Annotated in this window: 23 protein-coding genes and 1 riboswitch; of the genes, 2 read left to right on the top strand and 21 right to left on the bottom strand. The window is 40.8% G+C overall.

Going from position 1 to position 20,547, the window contains the following annotated elements:
* Both COD92_RS11775 and COD92_RS31930 read right to left on the bottom strand, forming a co-directional pair.
* Nucleotides 1–773: DNA replication protein DnaD (locus tag COD92_RS11775; RefSeq protein ID WP_098996339.1), on the bottom strand; the 773-nt coding region annotated here is incomplete at its 3' end.
* Between the two features lie 167 nt (nt 774–940).
* A complete protein-coding gene (locus COD92_RS31930; RefSeq protein WP_176541069.1) occupies nt 941–1,102 on the bottom strand; it encodes a hypothetical protein in 162 nt (53 codons plus the stop codon).
* Between the two features lie 115 nt (nt 1,103–1,217).
* Between COD92_RS31930 and COD92_RS11770 the strand changes: the two genes are divergently transcribed.
* The gene (locus tag COD92_RS11770; protein ID WP_098527958.1) at nt 1,218–1,871 is read left to right on the top strand and encodes a YczE/YyaS/YitT family protein; all 654 of its coding nucleotides are present in this window, start codon (nt 1,218–1,220) and stop codon (nt 1,869–1,871) included.
* A 227-nt stretch (nt 1,872–2,098) separates the two neighbouring features.
* Here the strand turns inward: COD92_RS11770 and COD92_RS31925 are convergent, their stop codons facing one another.
* From COD92_RS31925 to COD92_RS11760, 3 genes are all read right to left on the bottom strand, one after another.
* Nucleotides 2,099–2,269 carry a hypothetical protein gene (locus COD92_RS31925; RefSeq protein ID WP_176541068.1) on the bottom strand — a complete coding sequence of 57 codons (171 nt, stop codon included), beginning with the start codon at nt 2,267–2,269 and terminating at the stop codon, nt 2,099–2,101.
* A 318-nt stretch (nt 2,270–2,587) separates the two neighbouring features.
* The gene (locus tag COD92_RS11765; RefSeq protein ID WP_098527957.1) at nt 2,588–2,995 is read right to left on the bottom strand and encodes a hypothetical protein; all 408 of its coding nucleotides are present in this window, start codon (nt 2,993–2,995) and stop codon (nt 2,588–2,590) included.
* A 147-nt stretch (nt 2,996–3,142) separates the two neighbouring features.
* The gene (locus COD92_RS11760) at nt 3,143–4,504 is read right to left on the bottom strand and encodes an MATE family efflux transporter (protein WP_098527956.1); all 1,362 of its coding nucleotides are present in this window, start codon (nt 4,502–4,504) and stop codon (nt 3,143–3,145) included.
* A 279-nt stretch (nt 4,505–4,783) separates the two neighbouring features.
* Here COD92_RS11760 and COD92_RS11755 point away from each other — a divergent pair, with 279 nt between their 5' ends.
* Entirely contained in the window at nt 4,784–6,133 is a 1,350-nt protein-coding gene (locus COD92_RS11755) for an MFS transporter (protein ID WP_098996337.1), read from the top strand.
* 283 nt (nt 6,134–6,416) lie between these two features.
* Here COD92_RS11755 and COD92_RS11745 read toward each other — a convergent pair whose 3' ends face one another.
* The 16 genes from COD92_RS11745 to cobO form a co-directional block, all read right to left on the bottom strand.
* The gene (locus COD92_RS11745) at nt 6,417–7,271 is read right to left on the bottom strand and encodes an HAD family hydrolase (protein ID WP_098527954.1); all 855 of its coding nucleotides are present in this window, start codon (nt 7,269–7,271) and stop codon (nt 6,417–6,419) included.
* A gap of 200 nt (nt 7,272–7,471) precedes the next feature.
* Entirely contained in the window at nt 7,472–8,239 is a 768-nt protein-coding gene (locus tag COD92_RS11740; RefSeq protein ID WP_098527953.1) for a 3-oxoacyl-ACP reductase, read from the bottom strand.
* Nucleotides 8,240–8,253: 14 nt separating this feature from the next.
* Nucleotides 8,254–9,714: an acyl-CoA reductase gene (locus tag COD92_RS11735; protein WP_098527952.1), complete on the bottom strand. Its 1,461-nt coding sequence runs from the start codon at nt 9,712–9,714 to the stop codon at nt 8,254–8,256.
* Complete coding sequence (locus COD92_RS11730) at nt 9,711–10,853, bottom strand: LuxE/PaaK family acyltransferase (protein WP_098527951.1); 1,143 nt, start codon at nt 10,851–10,853, stop codon at nt 9,711–9,713. Before COD92_RS11730 ends, COD92_RS11735 begins: the two co-directional genes overlap by 4 nt.
* Nucleotides 10,850–12,178: a solute carrier family 23 protein gene (locus tag COD92_RS11725; RefSeq protein WP_098527950.1), complete on the bottom strand. Its 1,329-nt coding sequence runs from the start codon at nt 12,176–12,178 to the stop codon at nt 10,850–10,852. Before COD92_RS11725 ends, COD92_RS11730 begins: the two co-directional genes overlap by 4 nt.
* Before the next feature lie 212 nt (nt 12,179–12,390).
* Nucleotides 12,391–12,499, bottom strand: a riboswitch (TPP riboswitch).
* Between the two features lie 171 nt (nt 12,500–12,670).
* Nucleotides 12,671–13,471, bottom strand: a complete 801-nt coding sequence (locus tag COD92_RS11720; protein ID WP_098527949.1) for a HoxN/HupN/NixA family nickel/cobalt transporter — start codon at nt 13,469–13,471, stop codon at nt 12,671–12,673.
* Between the two features lie 60 nt (nt 13,472–13,531).
* Nucleotides 13,532–14,176 carry a 5,6-dimethylbenzimidazole synthase gene (gene bluB / locus COD92_RS11715; protein ID WP_098527948.1) on the bottom strand — a complete coding sequence of 215 codons (645 nt, stop codon included), beginning with the start codon at nt 14,174–14,176 and terminating at the stop codon, nt 13,532–13,534.
* A gap of 45 nt (nt 14,177–14,221) precedes the next feature.
* On the bottom strand, nt 14,222–15,097 hold the full coding sequence (locus COD92_RS11710) for a GHMP family kinase ATP-binding protein (RefSeq protein ID WP_098527947.1): 876 nt from the start codon (nt 15,095–15,097) through the stop codon (nt 14,222–14,224).
* Nucleotides 15,098–15,117: 20 nt separating this feature from the next.
* Nucleotides 15,118–15,249 carry a hypothetical protein gene (locus COD92_RS32785; RefSeq protein ID WP_255286541.1) on the bottom strand — a complete coding sequence of 44 codons (132 nt, stop codon included), beginning with the start codon at nt 15,247–15,249 and terminating at the stop codon, nt 15,118–15,120.
* Between the two features lie 60 nt (nt 15,250–15,309).
* The gene (cbiB, locus tag COD92_RS11705; protein ID WP_098527980.1) at nt 15,310–16,272 is read right to left on the bottom strand and encodes an adenosylcobinamide-phosphate synthase CbiB; all 963 of its coding nucleotides are present in this window, start codon (nt 16,270–16,272) and stop codon (nt 15,310–15,312) included.
* Nucleotides 16,273–16,279: 7 nt separating this feature from the next.
* Nucleotides 16,280–16,978 carry an adenosylcobinamide amidohydrolase gene (locus COD92_RS11700; protein ID WP_098527946.1) on the bottom strand — a complete coding sequence of 233 codons (699 nt, stop codon included), beginning with the start codon at nt 16,976–16,978 and terminating at the stop codon, nt 16,280–16,282.
* A gap of 10 nt (nt 16,979–16,988) precedes the next feature.
* A complete protein-coding gene (locus COD92_RS11695; protein ID WP_176541067.1) occupies nt 16,989–17,600 on the bottom strand; it encodes a histidine phosphatase family protein in 612 nt (203 codons plus the stop codon).
* On the bottom strand, nt 17,597–18,340 hold the full coding sequence (gene cobS / locus COD92_RS11690) for an adenosylcobinamide-GDP ribazoletransferase (RefSeq protein ID WP_098527944.1): 744 nt from the start codon (nt 18,338–18,340) through the stop codon (nt 17,597–17,599). The genes COD92_RS11695 and cobS overlap by 4 nt, the downstream gene beginning before the upstream one ends.
* Nucleotides 18,340–18,876 (bottom strand): bifunctional adenosylcobinamide kinase/adenosylcobinamide-phosphate guanylyltransferase, encoded by a 537-nt coding sequence (gene cobU / locus COD92_RS11685; protein WP_098527943.1) that lies wholly within the window; start codon nt 18,874–18,876, stop codon nt 18,340–18,342. Before cobU ends, cobS begins: the two co-directional genes overlap by 1 nt.
* The gene (gene cobD, locus COD92_RS11680) at nt 18,873–19,976 is read right to left on the bottom strand and encodes a threonine-phosphate decarboxylase CobD (RefSeq protein WP_098527942.1); all 1,104 of its coding nucleotides are present in this window, start codon (nt 19,974–19,976) and stop codon (nt 18,873–18,875) included. The genes cobU and cobD overlap by 4 nt, the downstream gene beginning before the upstream one ends.
* Entirely contained in the window at nt 19,976–20,533 is a 558-nt protein-coding gene (gene cobO, locus COD92_RS11675; protein WP_098527941.1) for a cob(I)yrinic acid a,c-diamide adenosyltransferase, read from the bottom strand. The genes cobD and cobO overlap by 1 nt, the downstream gene beginning before the upstream one ends.
* Nucleotides 20,534–20,547 lie beyond the last annotated feature (14 nt).

Here is a 20,547-nt window from a genome sequence, read left to right as displayed (position 1 = left end):
GCAATATTCATCGCTTTTAAAATGACCTCTTTCGGCTGTAGGAAGCTGGAATCCTCTAACCAAGCTAACAGCTGCTGTTTCGCATTTATGTTTGAAAAGCCAAATCCGTTGTAGTCCCAAAACTCTACGATTTCTTTCACATCTTTTTGATTATTCTGCAATGGATTTTCGATATCTGGGTTTTCCTCTAGATTCGGATGAAGAACATCTTCTTGTTGTTTTTCTTTTTCTTTTTGTGCACGTATCTTATTAGGGCACGTGAACGTATTGTCAAGTTCCTCACATTCAGAGTCTTGAAAGGTATCATGCTCATCTTGGCCGCTTTCTTCATCATCGAATAACATCTCTTCTTGTTCACAAAACGATTCATATAGGCTGCGTATATCCTGTTTACGAATGGCTTCCGCGACGTATTGAATGAGTGAGGGATCCTCGACCTCTTTTAGTTCGGAATAAATACAATCCATGACGGGTTTTCCACCTTTATGCAGGTTATATTTCCCCCAGTTTTTAATCGCGAGTTCCCTCGTTACTGAATTGTATCGAATCAACTTGTGGTGCAGGATGAATCTTTCCATTAACGAATTCACACTCTCAATCGAATAGCCCAAATCAAAAGCCATTTGCTTTTTTGTTATTTGATAAATGCCAATTTGAGTCGTATTCGGATTGGTAAGAAGATAAAGAAAAAAGTATTTGTCCTCTGGAGTCATCTCCTCAGATACAATCGGATTCTGCCAAAAATCAATACGTACAATTCTATATTTTGCCATCTGCGCCACTGCCTTTCTTCCATCATTACTTTTCATCGTACATATATATTTGATTGGAGAAAAAGGACAGTATATTTCTCCTGATAATGTGAATGTTTTATGACACATTAGTTCTTTATGCCGTGCATCATTTGTATTTTGATGATTCACTAGGACTGGATTGTTCTCTATATTTGGCTGAAAAGCTTCTTGTTGTTGTTTTTCTTTTTCTTTTTCTTTTTGTCCACGTATCGTATTATGGTATGTGAACGTCTCGTCAGTTCTTCACCTTCATGGTCTGAATTGGTATCATGTTCATCTTGGCCGCTTGCTTCATCATTGAAAAACATCTCTTCTTATTCGCAAAATTGGGAAAATAAATAGGTTGAAATTCATTCTATGAAAGTACTATTATTTCAATAGTAGGCAAAAAATCACAACAACCATGGATGTGAGAAAATAGTCATGCATTTATTTGATATGAGAAGATTTTGTATGATGGTGATCGGAAATTTATGTATAGGAATTGCCGTTTCCCTATTACGTTTAAGTAATTTTGGTACTGACCCTTTTAGTACAATGAATTTAGGAGTAAGTGGATTTTTACATGTTTCTTTGGGTATTTATCAATTAATTTTTAATGTTTTCTTACTTATCATTGTATTTATTTTTGTTCGGCATACGATTGGGATTGGGACGATTGTTAACATGGTTGGAATCGGCTTTTTTTCCGATTTCTTTGTATACGGTTACCATGAGCTACTCGGCTCTTCTCCGCTGTTCATTACAAGAAGTATATTCCTTTTTATTGCCATAATCATCGTTGGACTCGGAGTTGCCCTTTATATGACACCCGAATTGGGCATTGCGCCGTACGATGCAATGCCGCTAGTTATTCAAAAATTATCGCATAACAAAGTACCATTTGCACTTGCTCGAATGATGGCAGATGTTGCATGTGTAGCTATTGGTTTTTCCTTTGGAGCAATTGTGGGATTTGCTACAGTTATCACTGCAATTTGTATCGGACCACTTGTGCAATACTTCCAGAAACATCTTGCAGAACCATTATTACGAAATAAACAGAAAGCCTTACCCGTTTCATTTGAAATTAAATAAGTAATTGCGAATAGCCTCTATTTGTAAATAGAGGTTATTTTGGATACTAGCAAGACTTTTTGATACCATACATGAAGCCGATTGTTTTAGTTTATTTGAGGGTATACGGCAAAAAAACGGAGAATTTATTGATTCTCCGTTTTTATTAAAAATAATATGTAAATGTAATAGTGATTCTATATGACCTTAAAACAATAACTTTTATCTAAATCAAAATCAGATTAAATCTACCCGGCTTTTTCTACTAAACAGTTTTTTTCCCATTTTTCATATTCTTTAAATGCAGTCCAGCTTAACCATGATACTAGAATTCTTAATTCATTTGGTCCAACATACCAGTATTCCCAACGCTTCTTTTCTGAATTTTGATAAATTCCTGTTTTGTTAACATAATTCATGTAAAAACACTCCTTTTTTTCATACCTATAATTTTAATAATTTTCAGAAAATTAACTGTTGTAATAAGTATTCTCCACAATATCCAAAACCTCCTGCTAAAGCGTTAGCTATTTGTTTGAATATTTAACAAATGCTACTTAATGAAAGCTTAAGGATGATCCAATGTTCCTCAAGCTTTTTTATCTGGCTGACCATTTTCAATATTTTTTTACATATTTAGAGATTTATATTTTCTCTCTCTCTTCCTTAATGGACATACTGCCGCAATAAGGGCGATGACACCCCCTGGCTGTCATCGCCCTTTTTTATACTTATAACTAAATACAATTCGCGTCAACTACCTGTCCAGATACCGACATAAGTTCATTTATGTTCACCCATCCACCCATATTTTGAGATTGGTCAACACCTTCTATTGTAAAAGTTAGGCTAATATTGTTGGAAAGTGACAAAGTGGATCTTTTGCCAATGCAATTCTGTGCTTTTTGCAAAGAATCCACCCTTACACCTTCACACGAAATCGTATATCTTTGCATCGGTACGTAAATTAATACTCCCCTTAAAGGATCATAGGACTTTATAAAACCTTCAGCAGTTGTTCCATCTCGGAAAGATAATCTAATCCAACGCTTTTGTTGATAACAAGCAAGAATTTTTTGAAATAGTCCTTGTCTATAGTCATAGAAATATGGATAGAAAGGCTGATAAGGATTATTTGGATACAATGCAGCCTCCCCCTTTCTTTTATCAGTAAATCTTTTCATGTATATGAGAAAAAAAAGAGTTGGTGCTTGTTATTGCCTGGTGTGTATAAGAAACACAAAAGGAAGCACATGTTCCTTGTGCTTGCTTTTGTACTATATCTCAATTTTTTAAATAAAATTGTCCTGGTATTCATTTTCAACCGATTTTAACTTAATGGAATCCCAATTGGTTCGATAAAAGCGAACCATTACACTAATTCCAAACACCGTGAGATACGAGTATAAGGAGATCCATGCGCCAATACTGCCCAAATCAAGGATAAAAGTTAATACATAACTGAGTGGAACAAAAAAGGACCACCCTAAAACACAAGAAATTTTTAATAAAAACGATGTGTCGCCAATTCCTCTCAGACCACCGGCATAAAAATTTAATAGTCCATCAAACAACTGTAAAAATGCCGAAATCATGACTAATTCTGCGGCTATCTTATACACTTGAACATCGTGGGTATAGATCTTTGCAATCGGTTCTGCCAGAAAAAATTCAATGACACCCAAAATCAATAGAAATATACAACCTAAAATGGTCGTGTTCGTCCCTGCTTTTCTTCCTAATATGGGGTTACCTCTCCCGACTTCTTGACCTACAAGAATGGTTGCTGTTGATCCAAATGCAAAAGCGGGCATGAATCCAAGACTCATTACACTTAAGGCCACTTCATTGGCTGCTAACGCATTCGTCCCTAATCTCGTAACAAATGCAGTAAAGACAAACATCGCCATGGCCATCGAAAATTCCTGAATACCTAATTTAGCACTTTCTCCAAAAATTAATTTTGATTCTGCTGGGTTGAATGCAATTCTTTTGCGTGTTTCAAATTTTGGATGTAATTTTATGAAATAAATATAAGCGCAAAAGAGAAACGTAACCAATTCACCAATAAAAAAGGCAATACCTGCCCCAATCAAACCTAATTCAGGAAGAGCCATATTTCCATAGGTTAATCCATAAGTAAGAAAAATCATCAAGGCTCCGCCTAATATGGTACTGATCATTGGTGTTTTGGTATCTCCAATCCCGCGGAGAAATCCATGAATAACAAAGGTGAAGATCGAAAATACCATCGCAAAAAAACGTAATTGTAAATAACTTTTACCTTCACTAATCATCTCAGGCGAACTTCCCAACAACTTAAAAATGGCTTCTGGAAATAGTAAACCAACTAATAAAACCATTGTTGAAGCCGCTATACACAGATAAAAAGCGATATAGGTACGTTCAACACCTTTTTTCATGTTGTTTGATCCATAATTTTGAGCCACTAAATAATTGGTGGTATGCCCTATTCCCGAAAATAATGCCCAGGCATTATACATAATAATATTCGAAACCCCCACGATGGCAATCGCAAGGGCACCTAATTGACCTACTAATATGAGATTTATGGTTCCTGTAAGTGTAGATGAAGCAAATGAAGCAATCGAAGGTATGGCAAGCAGTAATATCTTTTTCCATTCTTTAAACATTCTGTTAATCTCCTATGATCACTTTTAAATGTACTATACCTATTAGGGAACCATCATGCTTCCATCCATTTAAACAATGATCCATTCCCTGTATAATAGTTATTCTATTAATTTTGGATAATTCCTCCTATGCATGATACTTCCCTTCCATGTCCCACAAACCTGCAACCCACCAAAGCCCAGTTCTTCTAAGTACCTTTTTCTACCAATATGTTTTATTATTATTACAATAAATTATTTATCTCATTTTTAAAGAAAATCACCGGAGGAAAAAACCTGATGTCTAAACCAACCAAAACCCGCTATCTTTTTATTACTGCCGTTGCTTTGGGAACGTTGCTGAATCCCTTGAATTCTTCGATGATTGCCGTTGCGCTTTCTCGCATCCAAAATCAATTTTCTCTTTCGTTTACGGATGCATCGTGGCTTATTTCCACTTATTATCTTGCCAGTGGTATCGGTCAGCCGGTAATGGGGAAGCTCGGCGATGCGTTTGGACTTAAGAAAATGTATTTAATCGGGCTGATTATGATTGCAGCAGCATCATTTGCAGCTCCCTTTTCGCCAAGCTTTGGCTGGTTGATTGCGATCAGGATTATCCAGGCAATCGGAAGTTCAGCGCTTTTCCCGGCAGGAATGGGAATCATCCGCAAATCAATCACGGAAAACCAAGCACAGGCACTGGGTGTCCTTTCGATTTTTTCATCCGTATCAGCCGCATTCGGTCCTTCCATCGGTGGATTTCTCACACACTACTGGGATTGGCAAGCGATCTTTTTGGTCAACTTCCCATTCATTTTGGCAGCCTTTTTTCTGGGACTATTTATTCTTCCTAAGGATAGAAGAGATAAAAACCGGAAAGTCACCATTGATTATATCGGTATCCTTCTATTTACTCTGTCCATATTAAGCTTGCTATTGTTTTTGCTGTCATGGGAAAGTGGTGTGAACTGGGGTGAACTTTTGGTAAGCCTTGTTTTTATTTTCGTTTTTTATAAATACGAAAGCAAACAATCGCAGCCATTTATCAATGTATTATCTCTTAAAGAAAACCTGAATATGAGTTTTGTGTATGTACAGTTTATCCTGGTCAATGTGATTTTCTACTCAATCTTCTTTGGGGTCCCGCTCTATCTGCAAAATGTTCGCCATTTCGATTCCAAGACTACGGGGCTTATTATGCTTTCCATTGCCGGTTTTGGCATAATCGTGTCGCCATTGGCTGGCCGATGGATTGACAATCGCGGTTCCAAGCCTGCTTTAATCGCAGGGACATCCTGTATGATTGCAGGTTCCTTGCTTCTACTAACCATCCACGGTTCATCGTCGGCGGCATGGATTTTCTTTTCTTTATCGGTCCTTGGATTAAGCAACGGCTTCAACAATCTTGGTTTGCAGACGGCACTTTACACGTATGTTCCTCCTGCCGAAACCGGCACTGCTTCGGGGCTTTTTATGACGTCACGATACATAGGGACGATATTTTCTTCTAGTTTACTGGGTATTTTATTCGGGAAGCAATTTACAACTAGCCATTTTCATGTATTGGCCATCATCTGTGTAATCATCGGAATCTTGATTATGCTGTTGACACTTCGGATGCCCCAGTTACAAAAACAGAGTCAATAGCAAAAGGGACACCGAATTGTGTCCCTATTTTTATACAACGAACTATTTTTTGATGTTGGAAAAAAGCTTGCAATAAACCATGACTGTGCTGTAGTGCCTTCCAGCTTTAATGAGAAAATAATGAAGAACGCTATACATGGGGAAAGAATGAGCCGGCCCATTAGGCTTAGAACTAAAGGTAGCGAAATTTAGATACAGCAATAATCATTAAATCTGTATTTGCGTATGTGCTATAAAAAAGCTCCAAACTCTATAAACAATGGAATTTGGAGCTTGTCTAATTTTACAGCATCAATTTAGATTTTAGATAATAATAAACCCCATCTTCATCACAAGTGAAATCTGTCACGTCATCCGCGATTTCTTTAATACTATCAGGTGCATTTTTCATTGCCACGGAATAATTCACAAGCTGTAGCATAGGCAAATCATTATCGCTATCCCCGATAGCCATTGTTTCAGTCTCGGACAAATCAAAGTGCTTTAACATCTGTTGGATACCGGTTGCTTTGTTCACGTTCGCCACCATCAGTTCGACGTTATGCTCCGTCGAGATGGAGGTGGTAAAGTCTATTTCTTTCTTTAATTGCTCCAGCTCTTCTTTCCAGCAATTAATCTGTTCTTTTGATCTGGCAAAGAAATAGAATTTGGAGAATTCATCTCCCATAATTTCATCCGACCATGCAATTTTTTCTTTTATCGCTTCCTTACGGGAAAGCCACTCATTCATGCCAACACTTTCCGGCTTAGGGTCTCTTATTTCATTTACTATATATGGCTGATCCTGTTTTAATGTCATTCGAGGAGTGCCATATGGAAACAGCTCATAATACACTTTGTTCTCCCTTGCCATTTGAATAACAGTTTCTACTAGCTCACGCGAAAGGGAATGCTTAAAAATCACTTCATGGCCTGCATATCCGACCATCCCATTGGAGGCTACGACTCCATCTACTTGAAAACCTGGCGGTACGAGTCCCTCTATTTCCTCAAACGCCCTGCCTGTAGCGATGAAAACTTTGATTCCATGTTCTCTCACTTCATCAATGATTTCTTTCGTATGTATACTTACCTTATTTTGATGGTTTAAGATAGTGCCATCCATGTCTAGAAATATGGCCTTTGGTTTTAAGTTCACTTATATTCCCCCCAGAAATGTAAAAGAAGTTCATTTAGTAAGTATACACTTTATTGATATTTCCCACTATAATTCCATCTGCCATCCTCAATTTCGGGCAGTATTCCTCTTCTATTTTCCTTGTCAGCATGATATGATAAGACTTCTAATTCACCTATTACCATTATAATAGAACAAGTGTTTCTTTTTTTTGATGAGGGTCATTTCATGACCAAGCCACCATCTACATTCAGGCATTGTCCAGTAATAAAAGAGGATAAATCAGAAGCGAGAAATAATACACTTCCGGCGATATCCTCTGGCCGAGCCAATCGGCGTAAAGGGGTTAACTGAATAATGGCATCTCTCACCTCTTCCTTTGTCTCCTGGCTTGAGTCTGTTGGATAGGTTAGTCCAGGAGAAACAGCATTCACATTAATACCGAATGTTCCTAGTTCTTGGGCGAGATTTCTGGTGAAACCTAGTAATGCCATCTTTGCGGTTGTATAGTCATGATAAGGAACAATAGGAAAATCTATTAAATTACTAACCATATTGATGATTCTTCCTGACATTTGATTCTTCATGTGAGGCATAGCCGCCTTGCAAATGTTAAATGCCCCCTGTACACTCCCTGTCCATTGTTGGTTGTAATCTTCCCAGTCGATTTCCCACGCCGTTTTCCTGGTTTTTGGATTAAAGGTATAATGACTTAGTGCATTATTTACCACAACATCAATTGCTCCAAGGGAATCGATCATTTGTTCCATCATTTCATTTACCTGATTCCTATTTGTTACGTCAGCCTGTATAGCGGCTGCCTGCCCTCCCAATGACTCTATTTCACTTACCACACTTTCGGCAAGGGCTTGATTCTTCAAATAATTGACCACCACAAATGAACCTTCCGCAGCAAACCTTCTCGCCATCTCTGCGCCAATCCCCCTGCTTGCTCCCGTAATTAATACAATTTTATCCTGCAAATTCAAAGGTAGCCCTCCTTCTATTCAAAATCTGTATCATACCGTTCAACAATTTGCTCTAGATTCCTTTCGATATCTGTCATCCTAACAAGATCGAGAAGATTAAACCCGCCATCATGGTGCCATCCTGGTTTTGCCTGATTCATTTCGCCGATCGAACATATTCTATTTACACCGTATGTTCCTAATTGATTGGCGAGTGAAAAAAGTCTGATTGGAGAAACAGCCAGACCGCACGATTGTAAATATGGCTGATAAGGCTTAATGGCAGATAGCACACTTTCCACAGATTCGACTGAGTATACATGAACTAACCGATTTAAAGGGGAACCTTCAAATCCAGTTTCTTTGTGAAAAATGACTGTCCAGGATGTGTCTGCATGACTAGAGAAAACGGCCACGTTTTCATGTTGGACGGATTCCAGCTGATAGCGGCTTCTTACCCGTTGAATGGCCATCGATTCTTCATCCTTAAGCTTTGCTCGTGGTCTTTTTTTATGATAACGTTCTAGTTCCGCTCCCAACATCTGAGCAAATTGCTTTGAACTTATGGACCCTCCCTCTTCCACATAAATTGTTTGAGGAGATAAACAGCTTTGTTGGTCGTAGATAGACACATCTTCAGCCATCTTTTTGATGGTGTCATAGTAAAGATCAGGAGTTAATGCTTCTTTTCCGATGTAGGCAAAGCTGATTTTATGTCCGTAGCTCAAAAACCTTTTATGTGGAGGAACCTTCCGTCTTAGCTTTTCAACAGTTTCATTTGAACCGTATACAATCACCGCCTCGCAGTGTTCGATGGCCGGCTCTTCTAGTTCAATCATCCCGCCCTTCCAAGGGAGAATGGCGATGGTTTCAGCCAGTTTTTTATCTACCTCCGCTAACGACTCCGTAAAGAGAACGGGGAACAGTGGTTCAGCCATGGAGGTTTTCCCTATATTCCCTGACTTGACCAAAAGCCCCATGATGATACTCCATACCTGTACTCCCGGAACATTCCCTGAGAAAACATGGAATATGGTACTTGGTCCAAAGGCTTTGCTCATACCTCCTGATTTTCGAGGGCGAAACTCATCCAACATCGCGGGCTGGTCAAACTCCTCGTCTAGAAAGCGCAGCAATTCCTTTTTACGAAAGGTCCGTATATACCTTTTTAATTGAAGCCGCACCATTTCTTCATCATAACCAGTAATCATAGGGATCAGATTTTCCGCTAATTTTCTGAGCGGATAGTCAGGATGAAGCCATTTTTGCACGGCCAAGTCTATTTTTTCCACAATATCTGTAATGGATAAAGTGGATAGATATTGGTCCCGATTCCATTGAACTTGTTGAATGATTCCCTTCAATTCTTCTCCTGTGATCACAGGGAATTTTAATACAAACGTCATGTCCTTTCCTATAACTGTTTTTGAACGAAATTCGTTTAATTCAATCGAATCCGGTACACTGAAAACGTTCAGTTCCTTGATATTATTCACTGCTGATTCACACCACCTGAATTTACTTGCATAAGCTGGTCAACCGCAATGGAACAACCTCTTGCCTCGGAACCCTTTATTCTCCCAAGCAGCACAAATCCATGCTCCGTTTTATACCCCATATCTTCTGTTAGAATAGCCAGACAGGAATTCCAATTGGCAAGATCATAGTGTGCAATTACGCCTCTTTCCCCATCCTTAACCGGCTCTAACGTGTCGGTATTTAGTACAACAGTCTTAACCCATGATGGACTTTTTTTATCATAGATTTCAGAATGATTTAGATAAGTGCTTCGTATGGTTTGATCATAGATTTGAGAACTTAGCTCAGTCATTCCGTACATGTTTATACATTGATTGCGGCCAATCCCAAAAAACTCACGAAACTCCGAATATAAATACTCCATTTCCACTTCACGGGATTGTCCCTTAAAGCCCCCTGTATCAAAAATGCGGCTATCTTTTGCCAGTTTGAACTGAAGTTGTTTTTCTTTTAGATCATCAATGATATGTACAAATGCAAAAGTGGCCCCTATTAGCAGCACAGGCTCCTTTTGTGACTCACACCATCTTAAATCCCTGATCAGCTCGTCTACATTCAGTCCTTTATCAGTAAAGAAGAATTTGCTATTTTCAGTGCCGAAAAAGGAAACCGCATTGGTTAAATATCTAGATAAAGATGAATTTTTGTTCAGATCTTCTGCAGGTGAGAGAACAAAAATGGTGATTTTCTCACGGTCAGGCAGCACAAAACGCTTAAAAGGTCCCTTCATTGATGCATCCCATACCGCAAGATCAGGATGATAATTTTTTCCCTTTGCCTCCGGGTTTGTGGTACCACTGGTCATAAAAACGTGTTTCACTTCTTCTATTAGCTCACAAGATAAAGTCAATTCTTTATATCCCTGAATGGGCATGGGAGGTATATCCTCCCATCTTTTGACGGTAAGCGGCGTCCTTTTTTTTGTCTGGCAAAATTTCTTATAGGCCAGATTATGCTGGAACTGGTAACGAAACAATTTTAGCGCCAGCTCATTATAGGAATGTTCCTGTTCATCGTGATGGGTAAATTTCCCCTCTTCACAACTGTTTATAAATTCAAGAATTTGTTCGGTTAGCATTTTGGAATCATCTCTCATTTTAGAGTCCCTCTTTTCAGTCTATTGGGTATGTTTACAAGCAACAATTGAAGCAGCACCGATGAAAATGCCCCGATTAATATACTGTTAGAAAGGAATGTACCTACGATTCCTTTCAGATTCGTGGCATAGTTTGGCAGTGAAATCGCAAGCAGAATGGAAAGCCCCATAATCAAATAGTTTTTTTCTGAATGCTCCGCTCTTCCTAAAATAGAAATCCCAGTTGATACAAGCGTCGCTGCAGCAGGTAAAAAGATACCTCCAACAACCGCATCAGGTGTTAATGCAAGCAAGGCCCCGATCTTTGGAAAAAAACCGAATAACAAGAAAATGGCACCTGCCACCATCACCGGAAATCTTGATCCGACACCCGTCAACCTAAGAAGCCCCACATTTTGTGCATAAGCTGTGGTAGGGAAACCGCCAATAAGCGAGGAGAGGAATGAACCGGCGGATTCACCTGCAAATCCATTGCGAATTCGTTTGGAATCTATTTCGGTATTTAGCATCGCGCCTGCTGCTTGATAGACACCCATTGCTTCGATAATCGCTACCAAATAGGCCACAAAAAATGTAAGAAACGTGTCCCAATGAAAAGTTAAATTTCCATAGGGAAGCAGCTGTGGAATCCCGAACCACGGTTTACTATCTATCAAAGAAAAATTGGTCTTCCCTAAAATGGCAGCAAGGACATCCCCAATAACGAGAGCAATTAAGAAGGAATATGATTTCCAAATGCCTTTCCCAAAAAGAGATAATAAAATAACAATAATTGAAGTGGAAATCGATAGTATTAATGTGGATGGGCTGGCAAACGACTCATCACCAGGTGAACCTCCTAAAAATTCGTACAAGGTAAAGCCAGATAATGATACTCCAACCAGAAAGATGACTGTGCCAGAAATAACAGGTGTAAATATGACTCTCAAACGGCCAATTACTCCGGTAATAGACAATAGAAAAACGATAATTGAACTAAGAAAAATACCGCCACTCGCTGCAGCTAAGCCGTTCGCCTTTCCTGAAGCAATCATAATGGAATCAAAGGCAGCCGATGGGCCTTGAATAATTGGCAATTTTACTAATTTAGTAGCTTGTGTCAAGGTAACGATTCCAGCCGTAATAAATATAGCATTAACGATATTAGCCGATTGTGATAGAGGTAAACCAATCATCGCCGCGACAAAAATAGGATCAAGCCATACGTTTGACACACAAATATGCTGTAAAGCATATAAAAAAGTTTTCCATGCAGGGAGTTTCTCCTCCAAACCAATATTCATTTCTTTGTTACTCATACTATTCACTTCTTGTATCTTTTCCATGATGTAATCTCCTTCTCTGTTTATCTATTTATAAAGGATTAATCGACATTCCATCCCTATTTAATAGATTGGGATTTGAAGCGACTCATCTTTGTTTTTCCGGTTTTAGGTGATTCTTTGTTATTTTTCAAAAAGGCTTTCTGCTGTTTTTTCTATAAGAAAAAGCCAGGTCCAATAATGGACCTGGCTCCGCAGCTTATGAAATAAATTGTCTTCCACTTAAGCTACTTTCCTACGCTGGTATGATCCAGATCAGGTCCAAAGGGTTAAAAAACATTTGTTTTTCTCTCAGCCCGTCAAGGGGCACCCCTAGTAGTATGGTATATTTATTAGATTCAGTTAATAATAACTCTTAAATAGATGGAAGTAAAGGTTCAATATTCCACTTCGTTTAGTATGTTGCTATAAAAGATATAGTAATGTTTAATGAACTTGCGTTAGTATTTCCAATACCTTTCCATGTCGATACGTCATTAGTAAATTAGTGGACGATTAATTTTTAACTGTTATATCCAACTGCTTTTTGATCCGATAGCTTACGATGACATAACTTAGACCAAATAGCACAAACAGCATAACTCCTAAAATCTCAAAATCCAGTTCAGCCGATGGGAAGAAGAACGTAAACGCTTCATAAAAGGATACCCCATAGGCTAATGCTACAATAACCCATCCCATGATACGAGAAGCGGATTGTCCTAACCGATTGCTGTCTTTAATCAACCGAAAGGCTACGATGGAATCAAAGGTGTCTGTAATCATCATCCCAGCCATAAAAATGATACCTAATAGAACCGGCATATAACTTGCTGTATTCCCTGCCGCAATCGCCCACATCGATGTTTGGCTAACCGTTTCCGCTGCCAGTGCAAATAAGCCGCCAATTAGAATCACAAAAAAGGGATTCGTTGTTTCTTTCAACATCTTTGGCAGGAACTTCCCCTTGATTCCCCTGACCTGAAAATCTTCTTCAGCTGAGGATTTGGTCCGCAAAAGATTAAAGATATTTAATGTACCAATTGCGAAAAGGGAAACAATGGAGATCCAGGTGACCAGTGCATTCACTAGATCCGGTATAGTAAAGCTTTTCATAAAAATCCCTAAAATAGTCGCGATACAGGTGACAACCAAACCGTGTCCAAATGAGAAAAGCAAGCCCACCCAGCGGGCAATCGGACTATTCATCCGACCATTATAGCGTGTTAAACCATCGATACAGGCCAAATGATCGGCATCCAATCCATGACGAAGCCCTAGTATAAATACAAGAAAAATCAAAGTAATTGTTTCCATTGCTACACCCCCACTATCCCAAAAAATCTTCTAACATTTTTCCGTTCATTAAATAGAAAGCTATTCTGGATTTCCCCATTCTTCATAAAATATTAAATTTTGAAGCGATCGCCTTTTTTCCCAATTTGCTTGCTCTAGGATGGGGGCGGAAGGATATTCATTGGTGTGCCCGATTGAAATTAGAGCAATTGGATCAATATGAAGCGGAATCTGCAGGATATCTCTAACATCATTTTTCTTATAAAAACTAACCCATCCCATCGCTAATCCTTCCGCACAGGTCGCAAGCCACATGTTTTGGATCGCACAGGCGACAGACAAAATATCGGTTTCCGGGATCGAATTTCTTCCTAATACATGAGATCCCCCACGGGTCGAGTCACAGGTCACACAAATGGTTAGCGGTGCCTGTTTAATGCCCTCGACTTTTAATTCTAAAAATTTCGTTTTTCGTTCATCCTCATAGTGAATCGCTAATGCCCTACGTTCCTTTTCTGCCGCCCAGGCGAGCCGCTCCTTTATTTCAGCAGAAGTGATAAGAATAAAATTCCACGGCTGCATAAATCCTACGGATGGCGCATGATGGGCCGCTTCCAGGACACGCTGAATGACCTCAGGACTAACCGGATCAGGAAGAAAGCTTCGGACATCTCTCCGTTTATAAATGACATTGTAAACCGCCTCTTGTTCCTCTTGACTAAACATGTGATACCCTCCTTTGATCGTTTTTCTTATACATTTGCGGTTCAATTAAACTAAAATCTTTTCTGTACTCCCATAATGAAATAACTTTATTGGGAGGCCCTTAAAAAGAAACGACATTTTCCTTAATAAGTGTGAAATAACCTCAGCGCGATTTGGAATATTCCCATCTAGTAAAATCCCCGCGACGGTTCCACTGTGGGCGACAACCATTCCACCCTGAAAACGATGTGCCAGCTTATCTAATTGTGGAAAAATATGTTTTGGCAATATTTTTTGATTCACCCGTGCACTGATGGTTGCTGCCTGACCAATATAAGATAAATTTTTTTCGTTAAACCCTTTTTTAACCAGATTATAGGCTAGGATAAATTGTTCTTGATCTTCCCGGCTATATTCTTTAGGAATTTGATTGAATTCAATGGTATTAACTGCCCCACCGAGATCGATTCCAACGAGGATGAATGGGGGTAAGGCCCCAAAGCTTTCGATCAGCTGACCGTGGATATAGTCATAGGCCACTGCCTCCTCATACATCACCCCATCGGTCGGCTCGACTTTTACGGCAATCATCGAGATCACTTCATTTGTGAGCGGAAGACTATAGCTGTCAGCAATCGCTCTTACTGCTGCCACCATGTCTGCCGAACTGCTGGCCAGCCCCTTACCGGCTGGGATATTGGAGTGTATTTCGAGATACCCGCCTCCCCTTATCCCAAAAAGTTGGAGTAACGATTCTCCCGCTTTCTTCGCTTTCATCTTGGAATCTACGACTCTAATTCCAGAAACGGCCGGTTCTGGGACAAACGTAGCCTCACTTCGTAAACTCGGGATGGGCAGGGTAATTAAAAACGGACGCTCTGCGATGATTCCTTGGACCAATTCTCCAAATGTGCCATTGCAGCTACCTTTTCCTAGTTTCATATAATTAGTCTCCCAAGGCTTTATATTCGGATTGGCTCATTTTCCGGGGACATTGGCTCATTTTGGGCGGGGATTGGCTCAAATTCCGGAAACTTTGGCTCATTTTGGGCAACGATTGGCTCATTTTTCAACCAAATTGGATTATTTTCCACATCCCCCCAAATTAACTCCTATATAAAAAGATAAATATGCATGCTCTATTTCCAGCTACTTTAAATCCATTCCCATAATATCGAAATGACTATAAATAAAATCACACAGATAGTTGAGGTAGTTTTCATGATCGTTACGGTTCGGAATATATCATTTGCTTCAATATACCGCAGCGGTTCGCCCATCTTTGCCCGCTCAGAAGGCATACCGAAATAATAATTCGTTCCCCCCAATTGAATTTGAAGCGCTCCTGCAATGGTTGCTTCAGGATAACCGCTATTTGGACTCGGGTGAAGCCTGGCATCCCGTTTCATCATTTTCCATGCCCCCTCTATATCCAGTCGCTTTATCCAAGAAGCGAGCAGCATCATTCCAACCGTTAACCGTGCAGGCAGATAGTTTAATAGATCATCTAGTCGGGCCGAGGCCCAGCCTAAGTTTTGATATTTGTCATTCTTATATCCAACCATCGAATCTAACGTATTAACCGCCCGGTACAACATTGCAAGCGGGGCACCCCCGATCAAGGCAAAGCATAACGGTGAAATGATGGCATCGACAATGTTTTCCGCCACGGTTTCCACAGCCCCCCGCGAAATTTCACTTTCCTCAAGGTTTTCTGTATCTCTTCCGACAATCATTCCGAGACTTTTTCGTGCAGCCCTTACATCCTGATTTTTCAAATGACGGTATACTTCCAACCCTGCATCAGCCAATCCTTTTGTCGCAATGGTCGTTGAAATTAACCAGATTTCCGCAAGGACAGCAAGAACGTGATTCAGCTGATTGAGGCCGTAAAGCAGCAACGCAACGATTAAATAACTGCCTCCAGCAATCAAAATTGGAAATAAGAGTCCTGCCAATTTCAAATACCTTTCCTTTACGATGAAAGAACGAATCGCTTTTTCCAGTAGACTAATAGACTTCCCGATGATGACAACCGGATGAGGCAGTGAGCGAGGGTCACCGATGATTCGATCAATAAGATAAGCAAAAACAATATAAATGGCATGAACTAACATCAAATTCTCAGCCCTCCTGATTCCTTACGGCTTCACATGTGGCCTCATAAACAAGGCAGCCAATTGTATTTCCAATGGTGGTGGCGGTACCGGCAAAAAGATGGGTAGGAAAATGTTCGGCTTGACTGGCTGCCAAGACAACCGAATCGGTGGTCGTTCCTGTGGCAAACTCACCGGAATCGACTTTTATCTGTAAATCTTGCATCGCTGCGGCCTTTGCTTCCGTCGCTGTGATAATCCCGTTAATCATGGCCGCCTCTGTCAGTCTTCCATCAATAAACAGAAAGGTATTAATGGTCCCGCATTGGTACGCGGAATACGTCTTTCTCTTTCTTCCTGCCCTTTCACGATTTCCTACTCCTGCTGTCACACAGCAGACGATCCGAAATTCATCGCCATGTTCCTCTTGGATGGAAGCACAATGAATTTTAGCCGCTGTTTGTAAGCCTGCGGTCTGTTCCAACGGATATTCCCATTCGGTAATTTTTTGTTTCATTAGTAAAATGGGGTCATTGGAGGCATAATCCAATGGTACCTGCCAATTGACAAAATGGCTGACCTGTTGGTAGCCCCCGCCATGAACGGCACTGCTGAAGGCGGCCAATCGGCGTGGGAAATGAAATAAGAGATGATCCTCTTTTTTAACCATCCTTAATTCAGGCCATATTCTCGATGTGATCTGATTCTGAATGCGAAATGGCTGCACCTTTTTCTCCTCACTCTTCTAGCTTTTTTCCTATCGTAAATATTCTTTTTTGTTCATTCCAATCCATCAACATGGCTTTTCCGTGTCCGAGTCCTTCGACGTTCCAAAATTCGTTTGGATCCCCTTTTACCCATTTACTTAGAAACCATCGAATTGGCCCTCCATGACTGACGATGACAATCGTTCCAGTTGGTTGTTCAGTGGTTAATATGGCCTCCAACCAATCATCGACCCTTTTCCCCAACTGCAGCAGTGTCTCTCCGTTAGGAGGAGCGACCATATAGGGATTGAGGATCCACTTCTCGAGCCTTTCTGGATCTTCCTGCCTAATTTCTTCATAGGTCTTGCAGTCAAAATCACCAAAATGTAATTCTCTTAGGGCAAATATGGGTTTTGGTCTTAGCTGAAACTCATTTCCAATCATCTGAGCACTTTCGACGGCTCTTGATAGATCACTAGAATAGATAGCAGAAATCGGTTGAGTTTCCGTTCTTTTTAAAATCTCACTCAAGCCCTTTAGCTGCTTCCGTCCTTGTTGATTTAATGCTGCATCAAAATGTCCAAGATAACGTCTAGCTGCATTTTCATCGGTTTCCCCGTGCCTGACTAAAATGATTCTCATCCCATCAGCCTCCCAATCGCCAAAGCCAGAAATAGAGAGACACATTCGCTCCATTCCACAATCGCACCGTAGCAATCCCCTGTCAGCATGTTTAATTTCCGGTAAATGTTGAAAATAAACAGGAAGGTCAGAAGGCTCGTCATGAATAAGAGTACAATCCCGTTTAGTCCTATTACCCAATAGCTAATCACTAAAATCAAAACCAGATGGATCAAAATCACAGGATAAGATAAAAAGGCTGATAGACCGGATCCTAGTCCTGATTCATTTCGATACGGCCAGAATTTGATCGCACAAATCAGCAAAAATCGAGCCATCCATGGACTTAAAACAAGAATCAGCGGCTCATGAAGTTCAACTACTTCATACACTGCAACGATTTTCCCTGCGATTAGGCAGATCGCGGCAATCACACCCATTGCACCCACGCGGCTATCCTTCATGATTTCGAGCATTTGCTCACGGCTTCGATTGCTGCCCAATCCATCCGCTAAATCCATCCAGCCATCGATATGTAAACCACCTGTGATCCATATCCAGAAAAGAACAATTAAAAATGCACTGACAGGAGCCAGAAACAACTTTCCGAATCCGAACATAGCCAGCCATAACAAGCCGCCAATCAACAATCCAATCAACGGAAAATAAACGGGGCTTTTTTTCCAATCGGTTTTTGAAACCTCAATCTTCGGCGCGGGGATGCGCGTGAGGAACATCAGGGCTGCTAGGAACGCCTTCATTATTTCAACCTCAATGGCAGACCGGAAAAGACGGCGTAAGCTTCATCTGCTTCGGCTGCAATTAATTGATTGATTTTTCCAAGGACATCCTGAAAAAATCGCCCCAACGACGATAATGCGACCCCGCCCAGACCGACCTCATTCGAAACGATAATCACATGCTGTTGATTTTCTTGTATCCCTTTAAGCCAGAGTTCCACTTCTTCTATCAAACTGGTTTTCTTGTTGTCTTCCTTCAGTTCCTGCTCTGTTAACCACATGCACTGATTGGCCAGCCACGAAGAAATACAATCAACTAAAATGACATCATAGTCTTGATAGACGGTTTGAACAGAGTTGAGTTTATTGGGCTCTTCTAAAACGCCCCATTCACTCGGGCGCCGCTTCTTATGGATATCAATTCTTTTTTCCATTTCTTGATCGGTTTCAACACCAAACGCGACATAAAGGACTCGGCCTGCTTGACTGGAAGCCAACCTTTCCGCAAATTCACTCTTTCCGGAGCGAATTCCTCCTGTGACATAGGTTAAGGTCATGATGGATTCCCCTCTTTACTTACTTCGATTAAGGCTTGGATCAAACATTGATTTTCTTTCTCGGTTCGAATCGCAATCCGAAAATCCTGATCCGTTAACCCCGGGTAAATGGCACAGGAGCGTATTAAGATTCCTTTATGACCCATGCGCCACTGTAAATCAGCCGCCGTGATGTCAGCTGTTATCCTTACTAACAGAAAATTCGCTTGTCCCGGAAAAACCTGCCACCCTAACTTCTCTTCAATCGCGCGTTTGACATAACTTCTTTGCTCCTGAATCAGGGCGATCGTTGCTTCCTCGTATTCCTTTTCGTTCAGGACCGCTTCACCAGCCATTAGGGCCATTTGGTTGACACTCCAAGTTACTTGTTTCACCTGCAGGTTTAAAATCAGGTTTGGATCGGCCACCATATACCCCAGCCTGAGACCAGGGATCGCATAGAATTTTGTCATCGAGCGAACCAGGATTACCTGTTTCCACCGTTGCAAATCCTCAAGCAGCGTGATCTGTGTTTCGATTGGTAGAAAATCAATAAATGCCTCGTCTATTAACAAATATGTATTCGTCTTCACTGCCTGTTCTGCCATCTCGACAAGTTCTGCCTTTGAATACGCGACACCAGTGGGATTGTTGGGATGTCCAACAAATACAAGATCGGTTTTCGCTATCAATTGAAGAATTTCCAATCGATCCGGCTTAAAATCATTTTCTTCCCTGCCAACCAATGGTTTGATGTTTGCCCCATAAGCTCTAGCAAGCTGTTCATATTCCGAAAAGCAAGGATAGATGACACCCACCGTTTTAGGCTGCAAGCCTAAAATCGAAAGGGCGATACACTCTGCTGCCCCATTTCCAATCAAAATCTGTTCTGGTGAAACGGAGTGCTTTTCTGCCAGCTTTTGTTTGAGGACACGCTGGGCAGGATCTGGATAATGAACGATTGACTCCAGCTGCTCCTTGATCAACTCGATTAGATTAGGTGGAGGGCCAAGTGGATTGATATTCGCACTGAAATCTAACAGCTGCGTTGAATCTTTCCCAAACAGTTGCCTGGCCGTCAGTAAATCGCCGCCATGTCCAAATTTTTCAATGTAGACCATTAAAACTCAATTCCCTTCACGGCAGGAATTCCTTCATTATAATAGTGCTTAACGGGCCTCATTTCGGTTACTAAATCCGCGCATTCGATGATCTCCTCTTTGGCTGACCGTCCGGTGATGACCAGATGCATCCCCTTAGGGCGCTGCTGAATCAACTCCAATACTTCTGTCAACGGAAGGACATCATCAATCGGAAATTTATCAATCGCGAGTGCATTATTCAGTTCATCTAAAATGACAACATCATAGCCGCCAAACAGTACCATCTCTTTCGTAAGCGCCCACGCTGTTTTTAGGGCTCCCCGATGTTCCTCCGGTGTTTTCGTCCACGTAAAGCCGACTCCTGTCTGCACGATTTCAATCCCCAGTTTCTCAAACGTAATTTTTTCTCCATACGTTCGATCAGGCGATTTGATATATTGAATCATGAGCACCCGTTTTCCTCGGCCGGCGGCACGGACAGCGAGCCCAAGGGCTGCCGTCGTTTTCCCTTTTCCATCACCGGTATAAACTAATGTAAGACCGCGCTTTGCTTTGTTTTCTGTTACCTCTTCCATCTGCTTCACTCCTC

The organism is Bacillus sp. AFS037270 (assembly GCF_002585305.1).
Note: the sequence above shows the minus strand (reverse complement) of the source record. Positions and strands in the feature narration are given on the sequence as shown.

Excerpts from the sequence above, each read along its gene's own strand:
- COD92_RS31930 (WP_176541069.1), bottom strand. The coding sequence starts at position 1,102 with ATGTTTTTCAATGATGAAGCAAGCGGCCAAGATGAACATGATACCAAT.
- COD92_RS11770 (WP_098527958.1), top strand. The coding sequence starts at position 1,218 with ATGCATTTATTTGATATGAGAAGATTTTGTATGATGGTGATCGGAAAT.
- COD92_RS31925 (WP_176541068.1), bottom strand. The coding sequence starts at position 2,269 with ATGAATTATGTTAACAAAACAGGAATTTATCAAAATTCAGAAAAGAAG.
- COD92_RS11760 (WP_098527956.1), bottom strand. The coding sequence starts at position 4,504 with ATGTTTAAAGAATGGAAAAAGATATTACTGCTTGCCATACCTTCGATT.
- COD92_RS11755 (WP_098996337.1), top strand. The coding sequence starts at position 4,784 with ATGTCTAAACCAACCAAAACCCGCTATCTTTTTATTACTGCCGTTGCT.
- COD92_RS11730 (WP_098527951.1), bottom strand. The coding sequence starts at position 10,853 with ATGAGAGATGATTCCAAAATGCTAACCGAACAAATTCTTGAATTTATA.
- COD92_RS11725 (WP_098527950.1), bottom strand. The coding sequence starts at position 12,178 with ATGGAAAAGATACAAGAAGTGAATAGTATGAGTAACAAAGAAATGAAT.
- COD92_RS11720 (WP_098527949.1), bottom strand. The coding sequence starts at position 13,471 with ATGGAAACAATTACTTTGATTTTTCTTGTATTTATACTAGGGCTTCGT.
- bluB (WP_098527948.1), bottom strand. The coding sequence starts at position 14,176 with ATGTTTAGTCAAGAGGAACAAGAGGCGGTTTACAATGTCATTTATAAA.
- COD92_RS11710 (WP_098527947.1), bottom strand. The coding sequence starts at position 15,097 with ATGAAACTAGGAAAAGGTAGCTGCAATGGCACATTTGGAGAATTGGTC.
- cbiB (WP_098527980.1), bottom strand. The coding sequence starts at position 16,272 with ATGTTAGTTCATGCCATTTATATTGTTTTTGCTTATCTTATTGATCGA.
- COD92_RS11695 (WP_176541067.1), bottom strand. The coding sequence starts at position 17,600 with ATGAGAATCATTTTAGTCAGGCACGGGGAAACCGATGAAAATGCAGCT.
- cobS (WP_098527944.1), bottom strand. The coding sequence starts at position 18,340 with ATGAAGGCGTTCCTAGCAGCCCTGATGTTCCTCACGCGCATCCCCGCG.
- cobU (WP_098527943.1), bottom strand. The coding sequence starts at position 18,876 with ATGACCTTAACCTATGTCACAGGAGGAATTCGCTCCGGAAAGAGTGAA.
- cobD (WP_098527942.1), bottom strand. The coding sequence starts at position 19,976 with ATGGTCTACATTGAAAAATTTGGACATGGCGGCGATTTACTGACGGCC.
- cobO (WP_098527941.1), bottom strand. The coding sequence starts at position 20,533 with ATGGAAGAGGTAACAGAAAACAAAGCAAAGCGCGGTCTTACATTAGTT.